Here is an 18,615-nt window from a genome sequence, read left to right as displayed (position 1 = left end):
GTGCATGCCGGAGAATGTTACTGAGTTCTCCGGCATGTATGATCCACCGAAATAATTAAAGGAATACCTTACTTGAACCGGATGTTGAGGTTAACCCCGTAGTTACGCGTTGATGGAAGGCTGGTACCTTCAATACCTGCGTAGCGTAAGTTAGCGCCAAATGTTGCTTCAGGATCGATATTGGTAGTTTTCTTCATGATGTAGAACAGGTTCCGAGCCACAAAAGAAATGTTCACCGCACGAATCAGAGGCACCTTCGTTAACAGCGCTGAAGGAACACTATAACCAAACGTCAGCTGACGCATCTTGATGAAATCGCCATCCACTACGCTGATCTTGGTTACGTTGTTGGCCAGCGCGGTGTAGTAGTTCTGAGCAGTAGCCGTAACCGTATTGGCAGCACCACCTTCTACAACACCCGTGGTAATTCCACCTTCACGGCCAACCAGGGTTGCCTGATGGAGACCACGACGGTACGCGTAGTTTTCGGTAGCCGAAAGAATCTTGTTTCCGTAGTTGTAATCAACCAGGAACGCCAGGTTGAAACTGCCAAACGTAAATTCGTTGTTCAATCCACCATAGAGTGTTGGCAGCACCGAGCCCATATTGATCAAATTACCCCGAACCGGAAGGCCGGATGCATCCACGATGATCTGTCCGTTCGACGCATATTTGTAGTCGTACGCCCGGATCTGTGGACCTGATTCACCAACGACGAAAGCGGTGGTCGCATTGCCCAGTGTCGCACGGTTTGATCCCAGTCCGATCGGGTTGTTGTTGGCGTCCGTCTGAAGGATTTTGTTCTTCACCGATGTCAGGTTGAACGAAACATTCCAGCCAAGTTTTGCCGTTTTAATCGGGGTACCGGTTACCAGTACTTCCAGACCACGGTTTTGGGTAGAACCCGTTGCCACCACACCACTTGTATAGCCGGTTGCCGGGCTATAGTTAGCAGGCAGAATTTCGTTTTGTGTCTTCTGGTCGTAGTAGGCCAGGTCGAACCCTAAGCGGTTACCAAAGAACTTCAATTCTAAACCAACCTCAAACTCGCTTTTCGTAAATGGCTTCAGGAACAGGTTTGGCAGGCTGGAGCTGAAGTTACCCGTTGGCACACCGTTCAGCGCACTTCCTACACCATAATAAACACTGGTTCCATAAGCCGTCGTTGGCTCACCACTGGTTACAGCGTAAGCAGCCCGTAATTTACCAAAGCTCAGGTTGGGTACTTTCAGGAAATCGGAGAAGATGAACGATCCTGTAACCGATGGTGTGAAAATGCTCCGTGCCGAGCTGGGCAGGGTCGAATACGCATCATAACGACCCGTTGTACTGATGTTCAGGAAGCCTTTATAGCTGAAGTCGACATTGTAATAAGCCGACTGAACCTCCGATTTATTAAAGCCATAACTCCGGTTAAAGTTCACCACGTTATTGTAGCTGTAGAGGTAAGGCAATACAAATGGACCACCACCAATACCAATTTTCTCGTAGTTATTTTTCCGGATGTTGCCGCCAATGATAGCGTCGATCGTGAAGTCAGGCGTGATAGCCTTGTTCACACCAATCAATCCGTCGATATTCAATTCTGTCGTTTGAGCCGTCGACTGTTCGTCTAATCCACCTTTGGCATCCTGCGAATAAGCCGTTCCCCAAGGTGTTACGCGGAATGTCCGGTCATTCGAGTTGTCGTAACCCACCCGTCCCTGCGCATAGAGCCAGGGAGCGAACTGATACTTGGTCGAAATCATGGAGATCAACCGCTTCCGGCTTACATCATTGACATACTGATTAATAACGAAATATGGGTTCGTTACATATTCGTCATCACTGAAGATAATTTCCCGACCGGTTGTCGTATTGTAACCGGGGTCCAGAATCCGCTGATCAATGTTAGTGGCCAGGAACAAACCGTTATTGGCGTTCATTGGACCATCGCTCAACTGCGGTTTCAGCGTGATCTTCTCGTCGATATAATTAGCCAGCAGACTTACGCTCAGTTTCGACGTGATGTTCTGATCTGCCGTCAGGTTGAATGTTTTACGAGCCAGTCCGCTGTTCGGTACGATGGATTTGGTATCAAGATTTGACAGCGACAGGCGGAAAGATCCGTTGTCGCCACCTTTCGTTACCGAAACCGTGTTCGTAAAGTTAGTGCCTGTCCGGTAGAAGTTTTTGATATTGTCTTTCTGAGCCGAGTAGGCGTACTGCTTTCCATCAAACTGTGTGATGGGCGAACCATCCAGTTTCGCTCCCCAGCTAAAACGACCCGTTTGTTGCGCTGCGGCTATCGTAGCTGGCTTGGTACCACCCGTTCCCTGTCCGTATACGTACTGGAAATCCGTGAAGTTAACCGGGCTATCGGCCGTTAGGTTGGTGTTATACTCGATAGCATAATCACCTTTCTTCCCTCTGCGGGTCGTGATCAGAATAACCCCGTTAGACGCTCTGGCGCCGTACAGGGCCGAAGCCGACTGTCCTTTCAGAACGGTCATCGTTTCAATATCGTCCGGGTTCAGGTTACCAATACCATCACCACCATCGGCACCACCCCACTCACCGGCGCTACCGCGCTGGGTATTGTCGATGGGTATTCCGTTCAGGACGATCAGGGGCGAACCGGCCGAGTTGATACTGGGCATACCCCGCATCAGAATTTTGGCCGTACCGCCGGGACCACCGCTGGTACCTTTCACGTTCAAACCGGCAACCCGGCCTGCCAGTGAATTACCAACGTTCGTTTCCCGTGCCTTTGTTAAGGCATCACCATTGATGGTGGTTACAGCATAACCTACCTTCCGGGCTTCTTTCGATACCCCTAAGGCGGTTACGACCACTTCGTCGAGAACCGAGCTGCCTGGCTCCAGCTTTACATCGACAACCGAGCGGTTGCCGACCGTTACTTCCTGCTTGTTGTAGCCGATGTATGAAAACACCAGAACGGCGCTTCCATTGGGCACGACAATTCTGTACTTACCGCTGGCATCTGTGTTGGTACCACGGTTCGTTCCTTTAATGGTGACTGATGCACCAACAACGTCATTTCCTTTCTCGTCGGAGACCCGTCCCGTTACTTCACTATCGATAGCGAAGGCGGTAGACACAGCTCCGAAAATCCATACTCCCAAAAAGAGTAATAGCCCTGGAATGGCCCTACGTAATTTTGATTTCATAGTAGTTTGACACTTGATTAAGTTAATAAAACGCATTGTTTTGAGATAAGTGGTGGGGTAGTGATCACCGCCAAGGCGGCTTTAAGGCATGAAGAGTACCAGTCTGACTATATCCCGTCAATAAGCACAGTTAAAATATTCGTTTAAAATCAGCTATTTACCAAATAAAATAAGGCAATGCCTTCCTTTCAGTTAGAGCTATTTTACTCATGCACTTACTTTGACAAATATATAGACTGAACGACTAAGTTTGTAATATTTTTTAAGATTGCTTTTAAACAAATGTACACTATCAATCTTAATAACTACTGCACCTTCAGGTAATATAATTCTTTCCAACAATTATACAATCATTCATTCATTTAATGAATTTTACCAAGAACACTAACTGGTCTGAAACTTTTCGTGCACACTGAGCCAATAAGTATTTTTATTATATTTTTTAGTAATAAAACTGCACACTCAGATCTACTTTTTCAAATTCATGTGGTCGTACCTACGATCGGCCATCAATGTCCTTATTCTGTACCGTTCGTCTGACGGCTTACCACTACGTGTTCAGGAACCAGTTTCCAATTATTGTCGAAAAAACCCGCCATTCGAACTCCTTTGCTACCTTCACGAACCATGTCAAGACCGAAAACCATGAAGTCGGGGAAACCGCTGGCACCGGCAAAATACTGATTGGCGGAAGCTGCCCGCATTCCCTTCAGACCCGTTCCGCCAATGACCGCTACCGATGCTACAGCCGAGCCTTTGATGGGCCAGACGAAATACGCACCCAGATCGTCACCCTGCCATTGCTGGTCGCCCGCCCGAATGCTGTTACGTTCCATCTGGATCGGGCAATCGGCCAAAAGTGACTTCCAGGCTCCGTTAGTGGTTGCATTGCCGAACAGTACAACGCCCCGATCCGTGTATTTTGCCAATGAGAAATCGTTATCCGGAATGAGATCAATGGCCCCATTACCCCGATAATACCAGGTTTCAGCATCGTAACGTGCTTTCTGCCAGTTCCACTCGTTTTCTTCTTTTGTACCTTTCGTTCCGTACACAAAGACCATCCGGTTATTGAACGCATCTTTGAATGTACCATTCCGATGGGGGCCTTTTTGGGTGACGGCAGGCCGTTGTGTCTGCTTCCACTGCCCGTTTTCCCGGCTCAGGAACAGCGTGTCCTGCGCACTGCTAGTCGTGTAAGTGATTGCCGGGGAGCCGTCCAGCGTAACTGTCACCGGTGTTTTGGCATTAAAGGCATTGAGCGCCAACTTTAGGAGGGCTATGTTCGATGTTGTACCGCTAATCGTCTTTCCCCGACGAGTGAGCTGCATCCGACTGTAAAGCAGTGGCTGCCTTTGCTGCTCAATGGCGGCCCAGCGAAACGCAGATGATATACCCGGATTAGCCGTTATAAAATCAATGTCGTTCACTGTCGAGTCCACGGCAATCCGGTGCCATTTGAAGAAGTCGAATAGTGGCTTCCAGTCAACACTCTCATCACCAAACCAGTGACTGCCGCCGGGATATTCATAATAACTCATATCGGGCTGCGATTCGCCCAGCAGCTTGCGCATCTGTCGCGCATACGTTACGGGAACCGTTCGGTCGGCATCGCCATGCAGGACGTAAACACCCAGCGGTTTGTAGTTGCTTGTCAGTTTCAATACATCGCTTTGATTACCGGCCCTTAATAGCATCTGTTCCAATGGATCATTGCTGGTTTCGGGGATCACTCCATCGGCAGAACCGTATTCCTTAAGCGTGGGGTAACCCGCACAGGGGGCAATAGCCGCCCACTTATCGGGGTAGGTAGCGCCCAGAAACCAGGTGCCATGCCCACCCATGGAATGGCCGGTCAAATAAATATGTTGCGGATCGGGTTTAAATCGGTTTTTGGCAATAGTCAGTACTTCGAGCGCATCTAACCGGCCCCAGTCCTCCCAGTTGAAGCCGCGTGGCCGGCGATTGGTGGCGGCCACCAAATTGCCCCAGTCTTTTGGTTTGTAAGCCCGAGCCTGTCCGCTGGCTTCCACGCCCGCGCCGTGCACCGACAGGAACAGGGCTGAAGGCGCGGTCGTTGCTGATGATTGGGGGGTAACGGCATAGTATTGTAAACTACCGTCGATATGGCTGATAAACGTTTGGCTATAGGATGCCCCGGCCGGAACGGCATCCACCGAAATGGTTCCGGCATCAAGCGATTTGCCTTTTTGAACGAGGGTTAATTCGCAGGACTGTGCACCTTTCAGGTTAACCCCGCTCCCGTCGAACATAAACGCAACTTTCCGGCTCGACAGGGGAGGAATAACGGGTACCGGGGTAACCAGTGTCTTACCGGCCAGCTTACTGGTAAGTTGCAGACCCAGCAGCGGTGTCGATGACGTATTGACGACCACCACCGCTCCCTGGAGCGACGTGTTCGGTTCGCCTAACCGAATACTTGGCAAGGTTGGATCATCGGTAGCCAGCAGAGCGGATTTGTCCGGAAAGCTCAGGCTGGCGGTAATCATGACACCCCGTACATAAAACTCATTTACGCCCTTCCTAAGCTTTATAGGGATGTGCAGATACCCCATGCTATAGGCGTCACCCATGTGCAGCTCGCCATTTACGTAGACATTGCTGTTTCCTTTTATATTCAGCAGGGCAATCTGTTCCTGCGCCGATGGATAAGTCAGGTAGGTATACCCCCCACCCCCACCAATACCTCCCCGGAAGCTGCCAGCTACTACGCCGGGGCCCGCAGGAGCACCTCCATTACCCCGAAAACCACCCCGCAGCCGAAGCCGGTTGAGGCTATCGGCCGTTACTGCAATCCATTTAATATCCCCGCCTTGTTCATCTTTACCAAACACTGCACCTTCGGCGGGTTGTTTGAGTGAACCGGTATATAGTTGATAGGCCAGCGGATCAGTATAAATGGCTTCGCGCCCGTAGCGGCTACCTGTCAGCGCCACCAGCCCTTTTGTAAACGCATACGACTTAGGGCGAGTTGTTCCGGGAGTCTGCTGAGCCAGCAGAGAGCTAACCGACAGTAAGAAGAGGACAGGTATGGTAAAAGATGTACGCATAATGAATGGCCTGAACGTTGGCTAATGACGAGTTACCAGCTCATTGAAAAATGAGAGATTAACAAAGATATAGTTATTTTAATTTTTTAAAAATACAGACTCTATTTTGCAAAAATAATTGATAAGTGCGGGATTAGTTGGCGGAATACCTTCTATACATCTAGTATATTCGGCGTACATTGTACATTCCGGTAGACGCACTTCGTCCTTGTTCCCGGTTCGTTTCGTTTCTTATACAGTCAATTCATCGCCAATGCCATCGCTTAGAACCGGGTTACTTCTGCTGCTCTTTCTGGTTATCGCTTCGTTTTCTATTCCGTCAAAACAGGAAACGGATAGAACGCCTGCCAACGGTAAAGCAAACGAAAGCGACCCCACGCCAAAGCAACTGGCGCATCAATACTGCGGGAGCTGTCACCTGTTTCCAGAGCCCGAACTTCTGGACAAAAAGACCTGGGTTACGGGGGTGCTGCCTAATATGGCCATGCGCCTTGGTCTCAAGCTACCGGGACAGGATACATTGAAGTCACTTTCGCCCGAAGAAGAAAAAGCCATTAGCCAGCTGCAGATTTACCCCGAAACAGCTGCCTTATCCCTGTCCGACTGGGAGAAGATCGTTCAATACTACGAACAGATGGCTCCCGAAGTACCGATTCCGCAGAAATCTCATACGCCGGTAACCAATGAACTTACCTTATTTGCGGCCAAAGAAGTGATAATTGGCGATAAACCTGTGCCACAAACAACCTTGCTGAAATACGATGCACAAAGCGGTCAGCTCTATGTAGGCGATGCACAAAATGCGTTGTATGTTCTTAACTCACAGCTTCAACTGGCTGATACATGGTGGATAGACACCCCCCCAACGGATATCGACTTCCCGAAAAATGCCGCACCACGGCTACTCACTATCGGCATTTTTAGCCCGTCAGACCAGCACCTCGGCCGACTTATGACGCTGGAAAGGGCTGCCAAACCGGGTTCCAGACCTGTCAATATCCGGCAGCTACCCCGCCCTGTTCAGTTTCTGACAAGCGACTTTAACAGCGACGGGAAAGAGGATGCACTCGTCTGCGGGTTTGGCAACAATGCCGGGAAACTATTCTGGTACGACGGCTTAGACCCGGCTAAAGAACACGTGTTGAAAGCATTTCCCGGAGCCAGAAAAGTCGAAATCGCGGATTTCAACCACGACAAAAAGCCCGACATTATGGTCCTGATGGCTCAGGCGAGGGAAGAGGTTTCTATCTTTTACAATCTGGGGAACGGCAAATTCAAAGAGAAGACCATTCTGCAATTCTCTCCCCTGTTTGGCTCCAGCTATTTTGAACTGGTTGATTTTAATAAAGATGGGTTTCAGGATATCCTGTTGACCAACGGCGACAATTGGGATTATTCTTCCATCCATAAAAACTACCATGGTGTTCGTATATACCTCAACGACAGGAAGGATAACTTTAAAGAAGCCTGGTTTTACCCGATGTATGGAGCAGCAAAAGCCATTGCCCGCGACTTCGACAAGGATGGCGATCTTGATATAGCGGCTACCTCTTTTTACACCACTCTGGAACAACCGGAGCAGGGCTTTATTTACTTAGCCAACCAGGGTTCGTTGACGTTTACACCGTTTAGTACTCCCGCCGGTGCGGGCGGGAAATGGCTGACGATGGAAGCCGCCGATTTTGACCGGGACGGCGATGTAGACCTAATCCTGGGTTCTTATTTTCACACGGTTGGCGAGATGACCCAGTTACTTTTCAAAGGTATAACTTCCTTTCCGCAGCTGCTGGTGCTGGAAAACCAGAGCAAATAGATCGTTATAACACAAGAGGAGGCAAACCAACTGGCCTGCCTCCTCTGTATTACGCTAATCGAACGCTGAGTTTAGAACAGAGCCGTCCCTTACTTCACATCCCAGAAAATTTTAGTCTTCAGGTTATCCGTCGCTTTTACAGCTGCGTAATTGGCTGCATTGTACGTTACCTCGTTGCCTGGAATCGTCCACCGGACCGGAGGCACGGTCTGATTATTCGCATTATCGACCTGGAAGCTCAGCACCGGGAAGTCCAGTCTGCGGATGTCGGCCCAGTTTTCATAGGGTTGAACCAGATTATAGTGCAGCCATTTCTGCGTAGCGATCAGCTTCAGTTTATCGGCGCCGGTTGTGGCACTGCTCCAGCTTACAGCCGGATTCGCAATGTACGTACTGATGGAAGCTGGTGTTGCCGCCGTTGGAATCGCGGTAAGACCCGTGGCGTTAGATAGCGCCAGTAGACCATTGTAGAACTGCACAGATTGCGTTATAGCCGTTTCGTACGACGTTTTCGCCAGCGCGTCATTACCTGTTCTCAGATAATATTCTGCTTTGATCAAATTCATTTGCGAAGCATTGATCAGAATACCGGGGAAAAACTGGTTCCGGCTCAACGTATAGCGGTTATAAATTGCTACCTGGCCCGCGTTGAAGAGCGTTGTCTGTGCACCCTCTGTAGCAGTCGGATCAATACCAATGTACTTTCCTCCGGCATTTGCCCCTGGCTCAAAAAGCAGTGGTAAACGCGGATCGTTGTTCGCATTCATGTTGTCGATCATTGCCTTGCCCGCCGTGTTACCAAACCAGCCCGCCGACTCTAACCCATCCTGAAACCCTTTCGAGTTAATGTCTGTGTTGATATTAAAGACATTGATCTGGATGTTCTGTGCATTGGTTTCAACGATTGGGAAGGTCGTTGCATTACCCAGAATCTCAGCCATTTCGGCGCTGGATCTGGCTTTGAAGCTCTCCACATCCGAAACCCGGTTTAACAACCGAAGCCGAAGTGAATTACAATACCGCTTCCAGGCTGTCAAGTCGCCTTTATTGACGAAGTCCTGCGTGGTGAACGATTTCTGATAACCGGCATTCAAGGTAATGCCATTCAGCTCCGTTGAAATACGCTTCAGGTCATCGAGCAGGAAGGTGTATATGCCTTCGGCCGTATCAAATTTGGCGCTGGACGTCAGGTAGTCGCCCCCGTTTGTACTAAGCATCCCGGCGGCACTGAACGGTATAGCACCCAGCACATCGACCATCTTCTGGGTGTAATCATACACGTAGACAGCCGCTGTCAGCATGAATATTTTCCGGTCTGCCTGTTGATCCGCGGGTCTCGATGCGTACACTTTTTGCAGTTCGCGGTACTGCGCCAGCATATTGTAGTAGTTGTACCACACATCCTCTACCCCCGACGAACCCGGCACATATTGCCCGGACGAATTGATCCAGCCCGTAGCCTGATTATAGTGGTTCAGGGAGGTTCTCAGCGTAACGAAATAATGCCGGTAGGCTGGAAGTACGTAATCTTTGTTAGCAAAAAGAACGCCGGTAAATTGTTTTTCGACGGTTGTTTCAGCAATCTTGGCCGGGTTTGGGTAAGCTTCCGTGAACTCAGCCTCCTTGCAGGAGATGTTCCCTACAAACAGCCCCGCGAATAAAAGGAAAGATATCTTTTTCATTTTCATGATTGAATTAGGATTAGAAACTGGCCCGCAGCATTACCCCCATGGTACGGAACGATGGGTTGTTACCAGCGTTACTAATGTTTTCAGCCCAGCGCGTACTTGAGTTGGCTTGTTCGGCATCCATATCCTTGATGGTTCTGTAGATGAAAAACAGGTTACGGCCAAACACCGACAGGGTCAGATTCTGGGTACCGATTTTGCGAGTCAGGCTGGCCGGAATTCGGTAGCTCAGCGAGAGCTCTCTCATTTTGACGTAGGTATTCTCCTTCACATACAACTCGTACCGTGAGCTGCTGTACTGAGGCCCACCCCAGTTATAAGTGCTGTTGTAATAAACTGCCTGCGAGATGACGTTGGTATTGGCTTCGCCCGTTGGCAGTACACCGCTCATCAGCATACCATCGTTATAAACAACTTCGCCGTTTGGTCCGGCAGCGGCCGTTGTCTGAATACCTTTGCCGTTGGCATCCCGGTAATACCGAAGACCACCACGCTCGGCATCCATTGCCGTAAGACTTTCTTCAGTCAGACCCCGCGATGTCAGCCAGTTGATACCCGTGGGCATGATCGATCCACCATACCGGAAGTCAACGACCACGTCCAGACTGAAGCCTTTATAGCCAATACTGTTGATGAAACCACCCGTCAGTTTAGGCATGGCGTTACCGGCCTTTATCCAGTTGGCACCATCGAGTTGGTAAATACCGTTCGGTCCAACAATATTGCGGCCGCTGGCGTCTTTTAAAATACCGTGCACATAAATGTCACCCATTGGTTGGCCAACTACCGAACGCAACTGAGCAGCATTACCATCGTAGTCAGCATGCAACAGTTCGGTCGAGTTGTTTGTCAACTTCTCTACTTTGTTGCTGTTTTTGGCCAGATTCAAGGTTATATCCCAGTTCAGGCCGTTCAGGTCCGCACTTTTCAAGGCCGAGAAGTTCAACCCTAATTCTACACCCTGGTTTCTCAGCGTACCAATATTGGCCAGAATTGACCGGGCGCCAGAAGTAGCAGCAATCGTTAGGGGCAGGATCTGATCAACGATCTGTGCGTTGTAATACGACAGGTCTACACCCAGGCGATTTCTGAACAGTTTAGTCTCCAGACCGAATTCAAATTCATGCTTCTGCTCGGGCCGGATTTTATCATTACCATAATCGCCACTGATGTTGGTATACAATACCGAACTACCACCGGTTTGCTGCGTACTCAGGTTACCCTGGTTGTAAGCATTGTTGGCGCTGTAAATAAGCGGGTAGTTACCCACGATTCCCCAGGAAGCTCTCAGTTTCGCGTAATTGATAACGGCGGGTAACCGGAACATATCGCTGAACACAAGGCTTGAGTTCAAAGACGGATAAACGAAAGCGTTGTTGCCCGGCGCAAGGGTAGATGTACGGTCCCGGCGGAGGGTACCTTCAATGAAGAAGAAGTTTTTGTAATCAAAATTCACCGTACCCAGGAAAGCGTCCCGGATTGACTTGTCGCGACTGTTGCTACCTCCCGGTGTGTTTACCGACGCTGAGATATCGAAGAAGTTCTCCGTACTTAGTCCACCGTTAGTCGAACGGCCTACATAGGTATTCAGCATTTTGTTAGCTGTATACCCGCCCGATGCCATTACGGTCACATCAGGATTCAGTTTTTTCGTGTATGTAAGCAGGACATCACCATATACATTGCTATACTGGTTGTTGTTCATAGCGAAGGAACCTGAATAGCCAAAGGCCAGCGGGATAGCGCTCCGCTGCTTGTCTTCGATTCGTTCTGAAGTCAGGTCGGTACCAATCCGGCCTCTAAGTTTCAGGTTGTCCAGAATTTGCCAATGCTGCGTAATGCTGGCAATGACCCGGTTACTATATTCATCGTATGTATTAGCGCGTGTACTCCATACGTAATCACCAATGTCCCCTTTGAAACCATTTCGAATGATGTTTTCTTTAGGTGTGAGGCTTTGGTTCGTTCCGGTTACGTATTTGTAGCCCTGGCTGGTCTGGTATTTATCGAAATACCAGTCCGCCGATTCAAACCGGTTCATCATCCCCGAAAAGTTGTTGATCATACGATCCACTTTGTACGGCCGGTTGTGCGTGTACTGATTCACATAGTTGACCATCAGATCCGTTGTCAGCTTATTGTTGATCTTAAAGCTGGCATTCAGGTTCATGATATTCTTTTCGTTCTTTGCCGCATAGCTGATCATGCCATTATCCTGCCGCGTGTACGAAAAGCGAATCGTCGAATTATCCGTTGCTTTGGATACTGCCAGGTTGATGTTTGAACTGTTGGCGTTCTGGAACAGGTTGGCGTAGCTGTTATTAGAGGCTACATAAGGCCGAATAACACCATCAAAGGCCATAACCGGCTGACCATCGAACTTGGGACCGAAGTTAACCGTAGCCCCCAGCAGTCCGCGGGTATCCCCTTTGCCGTCGCCATCCGTGTCGTATGAGATGAAGCCGTTAGCATCCTGACCGCCGTTTGCGTAGTTCTGGAAATAGCCGGGCCCTCTAACATTTTGGTAACGGGGCAGGTAGGCTATTTTATCATTACTGTAGCTCGCGCTGAAATCAACACCCAGACCTTTTTTTCCTTTACCGGTTTTGGTGGTTACCAGTACAACCCCGTTCACGGCTTCCGAGCCATAGAGAGCCGCAGCAGATGCTCCTTTCAGAATAGAAATGTTCTCAATGTCGGCGGGGTTCAGATCCAGAAGACCGTTACCTCGTATACGCTGATCGCCCCAGAAGTCGTTGTTCCGGGATTCGCCATTCCGGATGGGGATACCATCCATCACGATAAGGGGCTGAGTGTTGCCCGTAATTGAGCTTAACCCGCGGATGCTGATACTCACTCCACTGGTAGCACCACCCGGTGTGGCATTGATTGTTACGCCGGGAGCTTTACCGTATAAGGCTGTTGCAAAGTTCGGCGTAGCCGTTTTTATCAGTGCTTCGTTATTGACAACCGTTGTGGCATAACCAAGGGCACGCTGCTCTTTAGGAATACCCAGGGCCGTTACAACAACTTCATTGATCATAGACGCATCTTCGTCTAATGAAACGTCGACTGTTGATTTGTTATCCACAGTGACCTCTTTGCTCTTGTAACCAATAAACGAAAATACCAGTATTTTGGCCCTGGCCGCAGAGATGGTGTACTTACCGTCGGTATCGGTAATTGTACCTGAGTTTGTTCCTTTTACCAGAATGGAGACTCCTGGTAGTGGCTGGCCGTCATTGGCTGCCGTAACCCTACCCGAAATCGTCTGAGCGAATACGGGGGTACTTATCACCCACATCAAGATAATAAGCCTTTGTAAACTTTTTGCCATAGAATTATTCGTTTAAACTGCATTAGGGAGAATTTTTTATAATTAAACGCATAGGATTACTGTTGGAGGTCTATTTTATTATATCTTGTAAATGGATCCCCAAACCGTATCCCTATTTCTGCTGGTGCCGCTTTTAAACCAGCATTTATACTCAATTATCCTTTTGACAAATATATAAATTCAAGAATCATATTTATAATTTTTTTTAATATTAATGCCAGTAAGAGTATATTTTATATGTCAATCTTTATTATTTATAAAATATTTTTCTGTCTAATCATCAAAATAGGCTCACACTCATCAAGGGGTAATTTTCTATACTTTCTAGAGATGCACACCGTTTGACTGTAAAACACAAGGTCAATGATCTTACTTCGGGCAGCGCATTAGATCAGTAAAACCAAATTTCGTTTTAATATGTATTACCTATAATTCAATTGATTTACCGTATTTTATGATCTGGTTGGCCGGGCTCCACTCACTTGTCTGACCGGCAGATAGAGGAAGAGAGGTCTACTCAGGAAGTAATCCAGCCTACCAGGTAAATAAGTCCTAGTAGCCAGCATATAAATCCAACAAATAGAAATATCACTTACTTTAATTATTTTTTTATTAATTACATACCATTACCCAAGGCTTACATCATTATATAGATTAGTTCTTAAAATAATTAGCCAACATCTATATAAGTAGTTCAAGTATAGCCTATGCTTTAAAACTAAACTTTATCCTGCTGTACATCTGTACTTACCGTAACGACTATTTCATGTCCCTTTGAAATGAATACATCCTTTACCATTGACGAAGAAACACCAGCCTCTCAGTCGGTTGTTGATTACAAAAAGAATCAGAAACAACGGAAAGTGCTCGCCCATCTATATACTGAGGGTACTTGTACACTGGCTCACCTTACCAAGATCTTACACAGCAGCGTACCATCAATTACCAGTCTGGTCGAAGAGCTCATTGACAATCAATGGGTAACTCCTATCGGCACAGCTACAGGGAGCAATGGCCGCCGGCCTGTTTTGTTCGGTTTGAATACAAAGAGCAATTACGTTGCGGTACTGGATGTTAGCACTCATGATACCAAGATCCTCTTTATGAATGTGCAGCGGAAAGTTATTTATAGAGGAGATTATGATCTAAGGTTAGATGACAACCCGGGCTTTCTCGCATCACTGGCTCATTATTTTAACAACGCCCTGGTCGACTCGGAAATCGATGTAAATGATCTGATTGCGGTAGGTGTCTCCATGCCGGGCCTCGTAGACGCCCGCAGGGGGTTGAACTTGACTTACAAGAATTTGAATCAGACGGGCGAGCCTCTCACTCAATGGCTATCCAGCCAGCTCAACAAGCCCGTTTATTTAATCAACGATACCAAAGCCACTGTATTAGGCGAAAGTCGATTTGGCGGTGCCCAGGGCAAGAAGCAGGTGCTGGCCATCAATATCGACTGGGGTGTCGGTTTAGGCATCGTTGTTAATGGCGAAGTATTTCAGGGAGCCAGTGGATTTGCAGGTGAATTAGGTCATATTCAGGTCGACCCGGACGGCGAGTTATGTTTCTGCGGCAAAATTGGTTGCCTGAGCACCATCACATCGGCCCTGGCGCTGGTTAAACGGGCTCAGCGGGATATTATGGCGGGCCAGGTGTCTAAACTGGCGTCCTTCCGGGATCAGATCGATCAATTGGAAATCGACGAAATCATCAATGCCGCCCACTCCGGCGATTCATACGCCATTGATATTTTGCATGAAACGGGCTACCAGCTGGGCAAAGGCCTCGCTATTGCCATTAGTTTGTTCAACCCCGAAATCATTATTGTCGATGGGGTTCTGTCAAAAGCAGCCGCCTTTATCCTGAACACCATTGAACAGGCCATTAGCAAATACTGCCTGAGTGACTTCAGAAACGATATGACCATTGAAGTAACCCAGCTTAACGGCACGGCTAAATGGCTCGGCACGCATGCCTACATGATGGAAGACATTTTCGCCAATTATTAGTGAAGTGGGTGGGGTTTGTGCAGTAAGTGAAAAGTAAAGTGGGTGGAGTAAGTGTAGTCGCTGAAATCAGTTCTATCTGTTTTCCTCACTGCACTTACGCCACCCACTTCACTTTTCACTCATTAACGACTCCCCTACTTTGCTTTCAGATAGGCGAATGGAATGATCATTTCCTCCAGCGACACTCCGCCGTGCTGGAAGGTGTTGCGGTAGTGATTTACGTAATAGTTGTAATTATTGGGGTACGCAAAGAAGTAGTCTTCCAGCGTAAAGACGTAAGCCGTTGACACGTGTGGCTTCGGCAGGAACAACCGCTCAGGCTTACGACCAACGAACAGGTGGTTATCATCAAAACCCAGATTTTTCCCCTGCTTATACCGAAGGTTGGTGTTGGTTTCGCGGTAGCCGACAATTTTAGCGGGTTTCTGGACGCGAATCATACCGTGATCGGTCGTGATGATCAGCCGTCCCCCTTTGGAGGCTATTTTTTGCACAAACTCCAGTAAAGGCGAGTGCAGAAACCAGGATCGGGTAATGGACCGATAAGCGGATTCGTCAGGAGCCAGCTCCTTGATCATGGCCATATCTGTACGGGCATGGGAGAGCATATCCACGAAGTTATAAACCACTACGTTCAGCTGATTCTGCAACAGGTTATTGAAGTTATCGACCAGCGATTTACCCTGGTTTACATTCAGGATCTTGTGGTACGACATCTTGATATTCAGGCGGCTCTGGTCGAGCTGTCGACGCAGAAACTCCTCTTCGTGGTTATTCAAACCCTCATCTTCACTGTCGTCATTTACCCACAAATCAGGATGCTTCTTTTCCATATCGCTGGGCATCATGCCGGAGAAAATAGCGTTACGGGCAAAACCGGTCGTGGTTGGCAAAATCGAATAATACGACGACTCTTCCTCAACGGTGAAGTACTCGGCCAGCAACGGCTGAATAACTTTCCATTGGTCGTACCGCAGATTATCGATCAGTATAAAGAACAGCGGAGCCGAGCCCGACGAGGCAGGAGTTGATTCGACCAGCGGAAATACTTTTTTACGCATCAGCTGATGCGACATGATAGGGCTTTCCGTTTTGGGGTCGTTCAGCCAGTCTTCATAATTGTCGATCACAAACTTACAGAACTCCGAATTGGCTTCGCTCTTCTGCATGTTCATCACTTCCGACATGCTCTTATCCTGAGAGCTGTCGAGTTCCAGTTCCCAATAAATGAGCTTCTTATAAACATCGACCCACTCGTCAAAATCCATGCGGTCGTTATACTGCATAGATATATTACGAAAATCCTGCTGATAGCCGATGTTGGTCCGCTCGGTCACGAGCCGCTTGTTATCGAGTATCTTTTTTACGGACAGCAAAATTTGATTCGGGTTGAGGGGCTTGATGAGGTAATCAGCGATCTTGGAGCCGATGGCCTCTTCCATAATATGCTCCTCTTCGCTCTTGGTAATCATAACGACGGGTAGATTAGGCCGTACCTGCTTAATCTGGGCGAGCGTTTCAAGACCCGTCATACCCGGCATCATTTCGTCCAGAAACACAACATCATAATTCGCCTGTTCAACCTGATCGAGTGCATCAGCCCCGCTATTTACAGACGTAACATCGTATCCTTTATTTTTCAGAAACAGGATATGGGGTTTTAGAAGATCAATTTCGTCGTCGGCCCAAAGTATCGAATAATTTTGCATAATTAGTAAGGAGTTGGAAGCGTGTTGCGTGGCATCTGGCGTTACGGGCGCCTGTATTAAATGACTCTGGCAACCCGTCATACCTACCCTTTCACTACTTTATAGTTAAACATCAAACGCCCGCTTCTGTTCAGGTGGTTCTACGTTAAGGTTTTTTAACAGCTCAAAAAGACTTTTTAGTCAAACCCAAGTCAAAATAGTTAACTCTATTTGATCCCTGACTGTGAGAAGACAAGCCAATAAGGTGCGTTACTGACAAAAACAGACCTATTTTTACCTCAATTTTAGACTATACGCCGTTAGTATAGGTGGTCGTTGCTTATGCGTCCGACCATTTTTGGCTATCAAGAACCCATGAAGAAATTTCCTGTTTGTGCCGCTTTTTTGCTGTTCGGCGGTATACTGCATATACACCCTGTTGATGCCTACTCGGCAAAAGTTGTACCAACCTCCCTGATCGACTCGGTTGGGGTTGAAAAAAAAGATGGGAAACGATTTATCCTCCATCGTGTCGATGAGGGCCAGACACTCTTCGCCATTGCCCGGCGATATGGGCGGTCTGTTGCCGATATAAGAGCCGCCAACCCTACCTTGAAAGATGCCGTCAAATATGCTCAGATTGTCAGAGTTCCCATTCCGGACGGTGCGTTAAGCCGGAAAGAGGAAAAAGTAATTGACAAAGCGATCAGGAAACAGGAAAAAGTTGAGAAGAAAGAAGCAAAGCTGGCCGAGAAAGACACCTCAAAACCGGTGACTACAAAACCCGCCGACAAACAAATCCTGAAAGCAGACGACCCGGCCAAAGCAGGTATTCATGTGGTGGAGCCCAAACAAACGTTATATAGTCTGGCCAGCCGGTACGGCATCTCGCAGGCTGATATTCGTCGATGGAATAACCTTCCCGGCAATAATGTATTGATCGGCCAGGCACTTATTGTTTCCGAAAAGGCCTATCAGGCCCGGATGCCATCGACCCCTCAACCCGCTTCAACGACAAAGACACCAGAGCCAGTCCCCCACCGGGCCGATGCTGAAGCGGCACCGCATGTAGCCGTTCGACCAGCAGAACCCCGCACAAGTGACCCTCGCCCGTCGACACCCCCAGAAACCAAAGCCGAGCATCCCCGCGACATAGCGTCTGCTCCCAAACCCACCGATTCAGAGAATCGGAGCAGTGCAAAGCCTGCGGAAAAAGCGGCAGAAAAAGTGACGGAGAAACCAACGGAGAAAGTCGCGGAGAAACCAGTTGAGGTCATTGAATCGCCCCGCCCCGGCAACGACGCGCCTATGCCAACCCGTGGTCATCGTATTTCGAACAGCGGTATAGCCGAAATAATTGATGGAAACGATGGCTCGGGCAAATACCTGGCGCTACACCGTACTGCCCCCATCGGGACACTGGTTCAGGTACGAAACGAATTTAATAACCAGAGTCTTTGGGTTAAAGTCATCGGTCGTTTACCCGACACAGGCGTCAATGACAAGATTCTAATAAAATTATCGAAGCAGGCCTTCGCGAAACTTTCACCCGAAGATCGGCGTTTTCGAGCTGAGGTTAGTTACATTGTTCGATAGCTCAATCATGGAAACCAAAGAAGAACGTATTGCCCGTCGTCATCGGGAACGTGACGCCCAGATGAAAGCCACCCCTGGTTACCTGACCTTCAGCATTATGTTCACGCTGGCTTATCCATTCATTGCGGTCTTCACGTTTATCATGTCGACGCTGTTAGCCACATTCTCGGGCATTTCGCGAGGACTGGCCTGGATCGTTAGCGGGGGGAAAAGCAAATGATCCAGACGCTGGTGTTCCAG

At 48.4% G+C, this 18,615-nt stretch carries 9 protein-coding genes; 4 read left to right on the top strand and 5 right to left on the bottom strand.

The window, feature by feature from the left end:
- Positions 1-68: 68 nt before the first annotated feature.
- Together ACYVK4_RS12260 and ACYVK4_RS12255 are read right to left on the bottom strand one after the other, a co-directional pair.
- Positions 69-3,170 (bottom strand): SusC/RagA family TonB-linked outer membrane protein, encoded by a 3,102-nt coding sequence (locus tag ACYVK4_RS12260; protein WP_461127804.1) that lies wholly within the window; start codon positions 3,168-3,170, stop codon positions 69-71.
- A 518-nt stretch (positions 3,171-3,688) separates the two neighbouring features.
- Positions 3,689-6,241, bottom strand: coding sequence for a carboxylesterase family protein (locus tag ACYVK4_RS12255; RefSeq protein ID WP_461127803.1), 2,553 nt, complete (start codon positions 6,239-6,241; stop codon positions 3,689-3,691).
- 253 nt (positions 6,242-6,494) lie between these two features.
- On the opposite strand from ACYVK4_RS12255, the gene ACYVK4_RS12250 reads away from it, so the two are divergent.
- Positions 6,495-8,054 carry an FG-GAP repeat domain-containing protein gene (locus ACYVK4_RS12250; protein ID WP_461127802.1) on the top strand — a complete coding sequence of 520 codons (1,560 nt, stop codon included), beginning with the start codon at positions 6,495-6,497 and terminating at the stop codon, positions 8,052-8,054.
- 89 nt (positions 8,055-8,143) lie between these two features.
- Here ACYVK4_RS12250 and ACYVK4_RS12245 read toward each other — a convergent pair whose 3' ends face one another.
- Positions 8,144-9,736 (bottom strand): SusD/RagB family nutrient-binding outer membrane lipoprotein, encoded by a 1,593-nt coding sequence (locus ACYVK4_RS12245; RefSeq protein WP_461127801.1) that lies wholly within the window; start codon positions 9,734-9,736, stop codon positions 8,144-8,146.
- 19 nt (positions 9,737-9,755) lie between these two features.
- A complete protein-coding gene (locus ACYVK4_RS12240) occupies positions 9,756-13,079 on the bottom strand; it encodes a SusC/RagA family TonB-linked outer membrane protein (RefSeq protein WP_461127800.1) in 3,324 nt (1,107 codons plus the stop codon).
- Positions 13,080-13,858: 779 nt separating this feature from the next.
- Between ACYVK4_RS12240 and ACYVK4_RS12235 the strand changes: the two genes are divergently transcribed.
- Positions 13,859-15,091: an ROK family transcriptional regulator gene (locus tag ACYVK4_RS12235; RefSeq protein ID WP_461127799.1), complete on the top strand. Its 1,233-nt coding sequence runs from the start codon at positions 13,859-13,861 to the stop codon at positions 15,089-15,091.
- 134 nt (positions 15,092-15,225) lie between these two features.
- On the opposite strand, the gene porX is transcribed toward ACYVK4_RS12235, so the two are convergent.
- Entirely contained in the window at positions 15,226-16,800 is a 1,575-nt protein-coding gene (porX, locus tag ACYVK4_RS12230) for a T9SS response regulator signal transducer PorX (protein ID WP_461127798.1), read from the bottom strand.
- 354 nt (positions 16,801-17,154) lie between these two features.
- Between porX and ACYVK4_RS12225 the strand changes: the two genes are divergently transcribed.
- Together ACYVK4_RS12225 and ACYVK4_RS12220 are read left to right on the top strand one after the other, a co-directional pair.
- On the top strand, positions 17,155-18,375 hold the full coding sequence (locus ACYVK4_RS12225; protein WP_461127797.1) for a LysM peptidoglycan-binding domain-containing protein: 1,221 nt from the start codon (positions 17,155-17,157) through the stop codon (positions 18,373-18,375).
- Positions 18,376-18,382: 7 nt separating this feature from the next.
- The gene (locus ACYVK4_RS12220) at positions 18,383-18,595 is read left to right on the top strand and encodes a hypothetical protein (protein ID WP_461127796.1); all 213 of its coding nucleotides are present in this window, start codon (positions 18,383-18,385) and stop codon (positions 18,593-18,595) included.
- The last annotated feature ends 20 nt before the right edge of the window (positions 18,596-18,615 follow it).

It is taken from the genome of Spirosoma aerophilum, assembly GCF_054782495.1.
The sequence above is the reverse complement of the archived record's forward strand: the minus strand, read 5'-3'. Positions and strand labels throughout refer to the sequence as shown.

Coding starts and splice junctions, on each gene's coding strand:
- ACYVK4_RS12260 (WP_461127804.1), bottom strand. CDS start 3,170: ATGAAATCAAAATTACGTAGGGCCATTCCAGGGCTATTACTCTTTTTG.
- porX (WP_461127798.1), bottom strand. CDS start 16,800: ATGCAAAATTATTCGATACTTTGGGCCGACGACGAAATTGATCTTCTA.
- ACYVK4_RS12245 (WP_461127801.1), bottom strand. CDS start 9,736: ATGAAAAAGATATCTTTCCTTTTATTCGCGGGGCTGTTTGTAGGGAAC.
- ACYVK4_RS12240 (WP_461127800.1), bottom strand. CDS start 13,079: ATGGCAAAAAGTTTACAAAGGCTTATTATCTTGATGTGGGTGATAAGT.
- ACYVK4_RS12235 (WP_461127799.1), top strand. CDS start 13,859: ATGAATACATCCTTTACCATTGACGAAGAAACACCAGCCTCTCAGTCG.
- ACYVK4_RS12250 (WP_461127802.1), top strand. CDS start 6,495: ATGCCATCGCTTAGAACCGGGTTACTTCTGCTGCTCTTTCTGGTTATC.
- ACYVK4_RS12255 (WP_461127803.1), bottom strand. CDS start 6,241: ATGCGTACATCTTTTACCATACCTGTCCTCTTCTTACTGTCGGTTAGC.
- ACYVK4_RS12225 (WP_461127797.1), top strand. CDS start 17,155: ATGAAGAAATTTCCTGTTTGTGCCGCTTTTTTGCTGTTCGGCGGTATA.
- ACYVK4_RS12220 (WP_461127796.1), top strand. CDS start 18,383: ATGGAAACCAAAGAAGAACGTATTGCCCGTCGTCATCGGGAACGTGAC.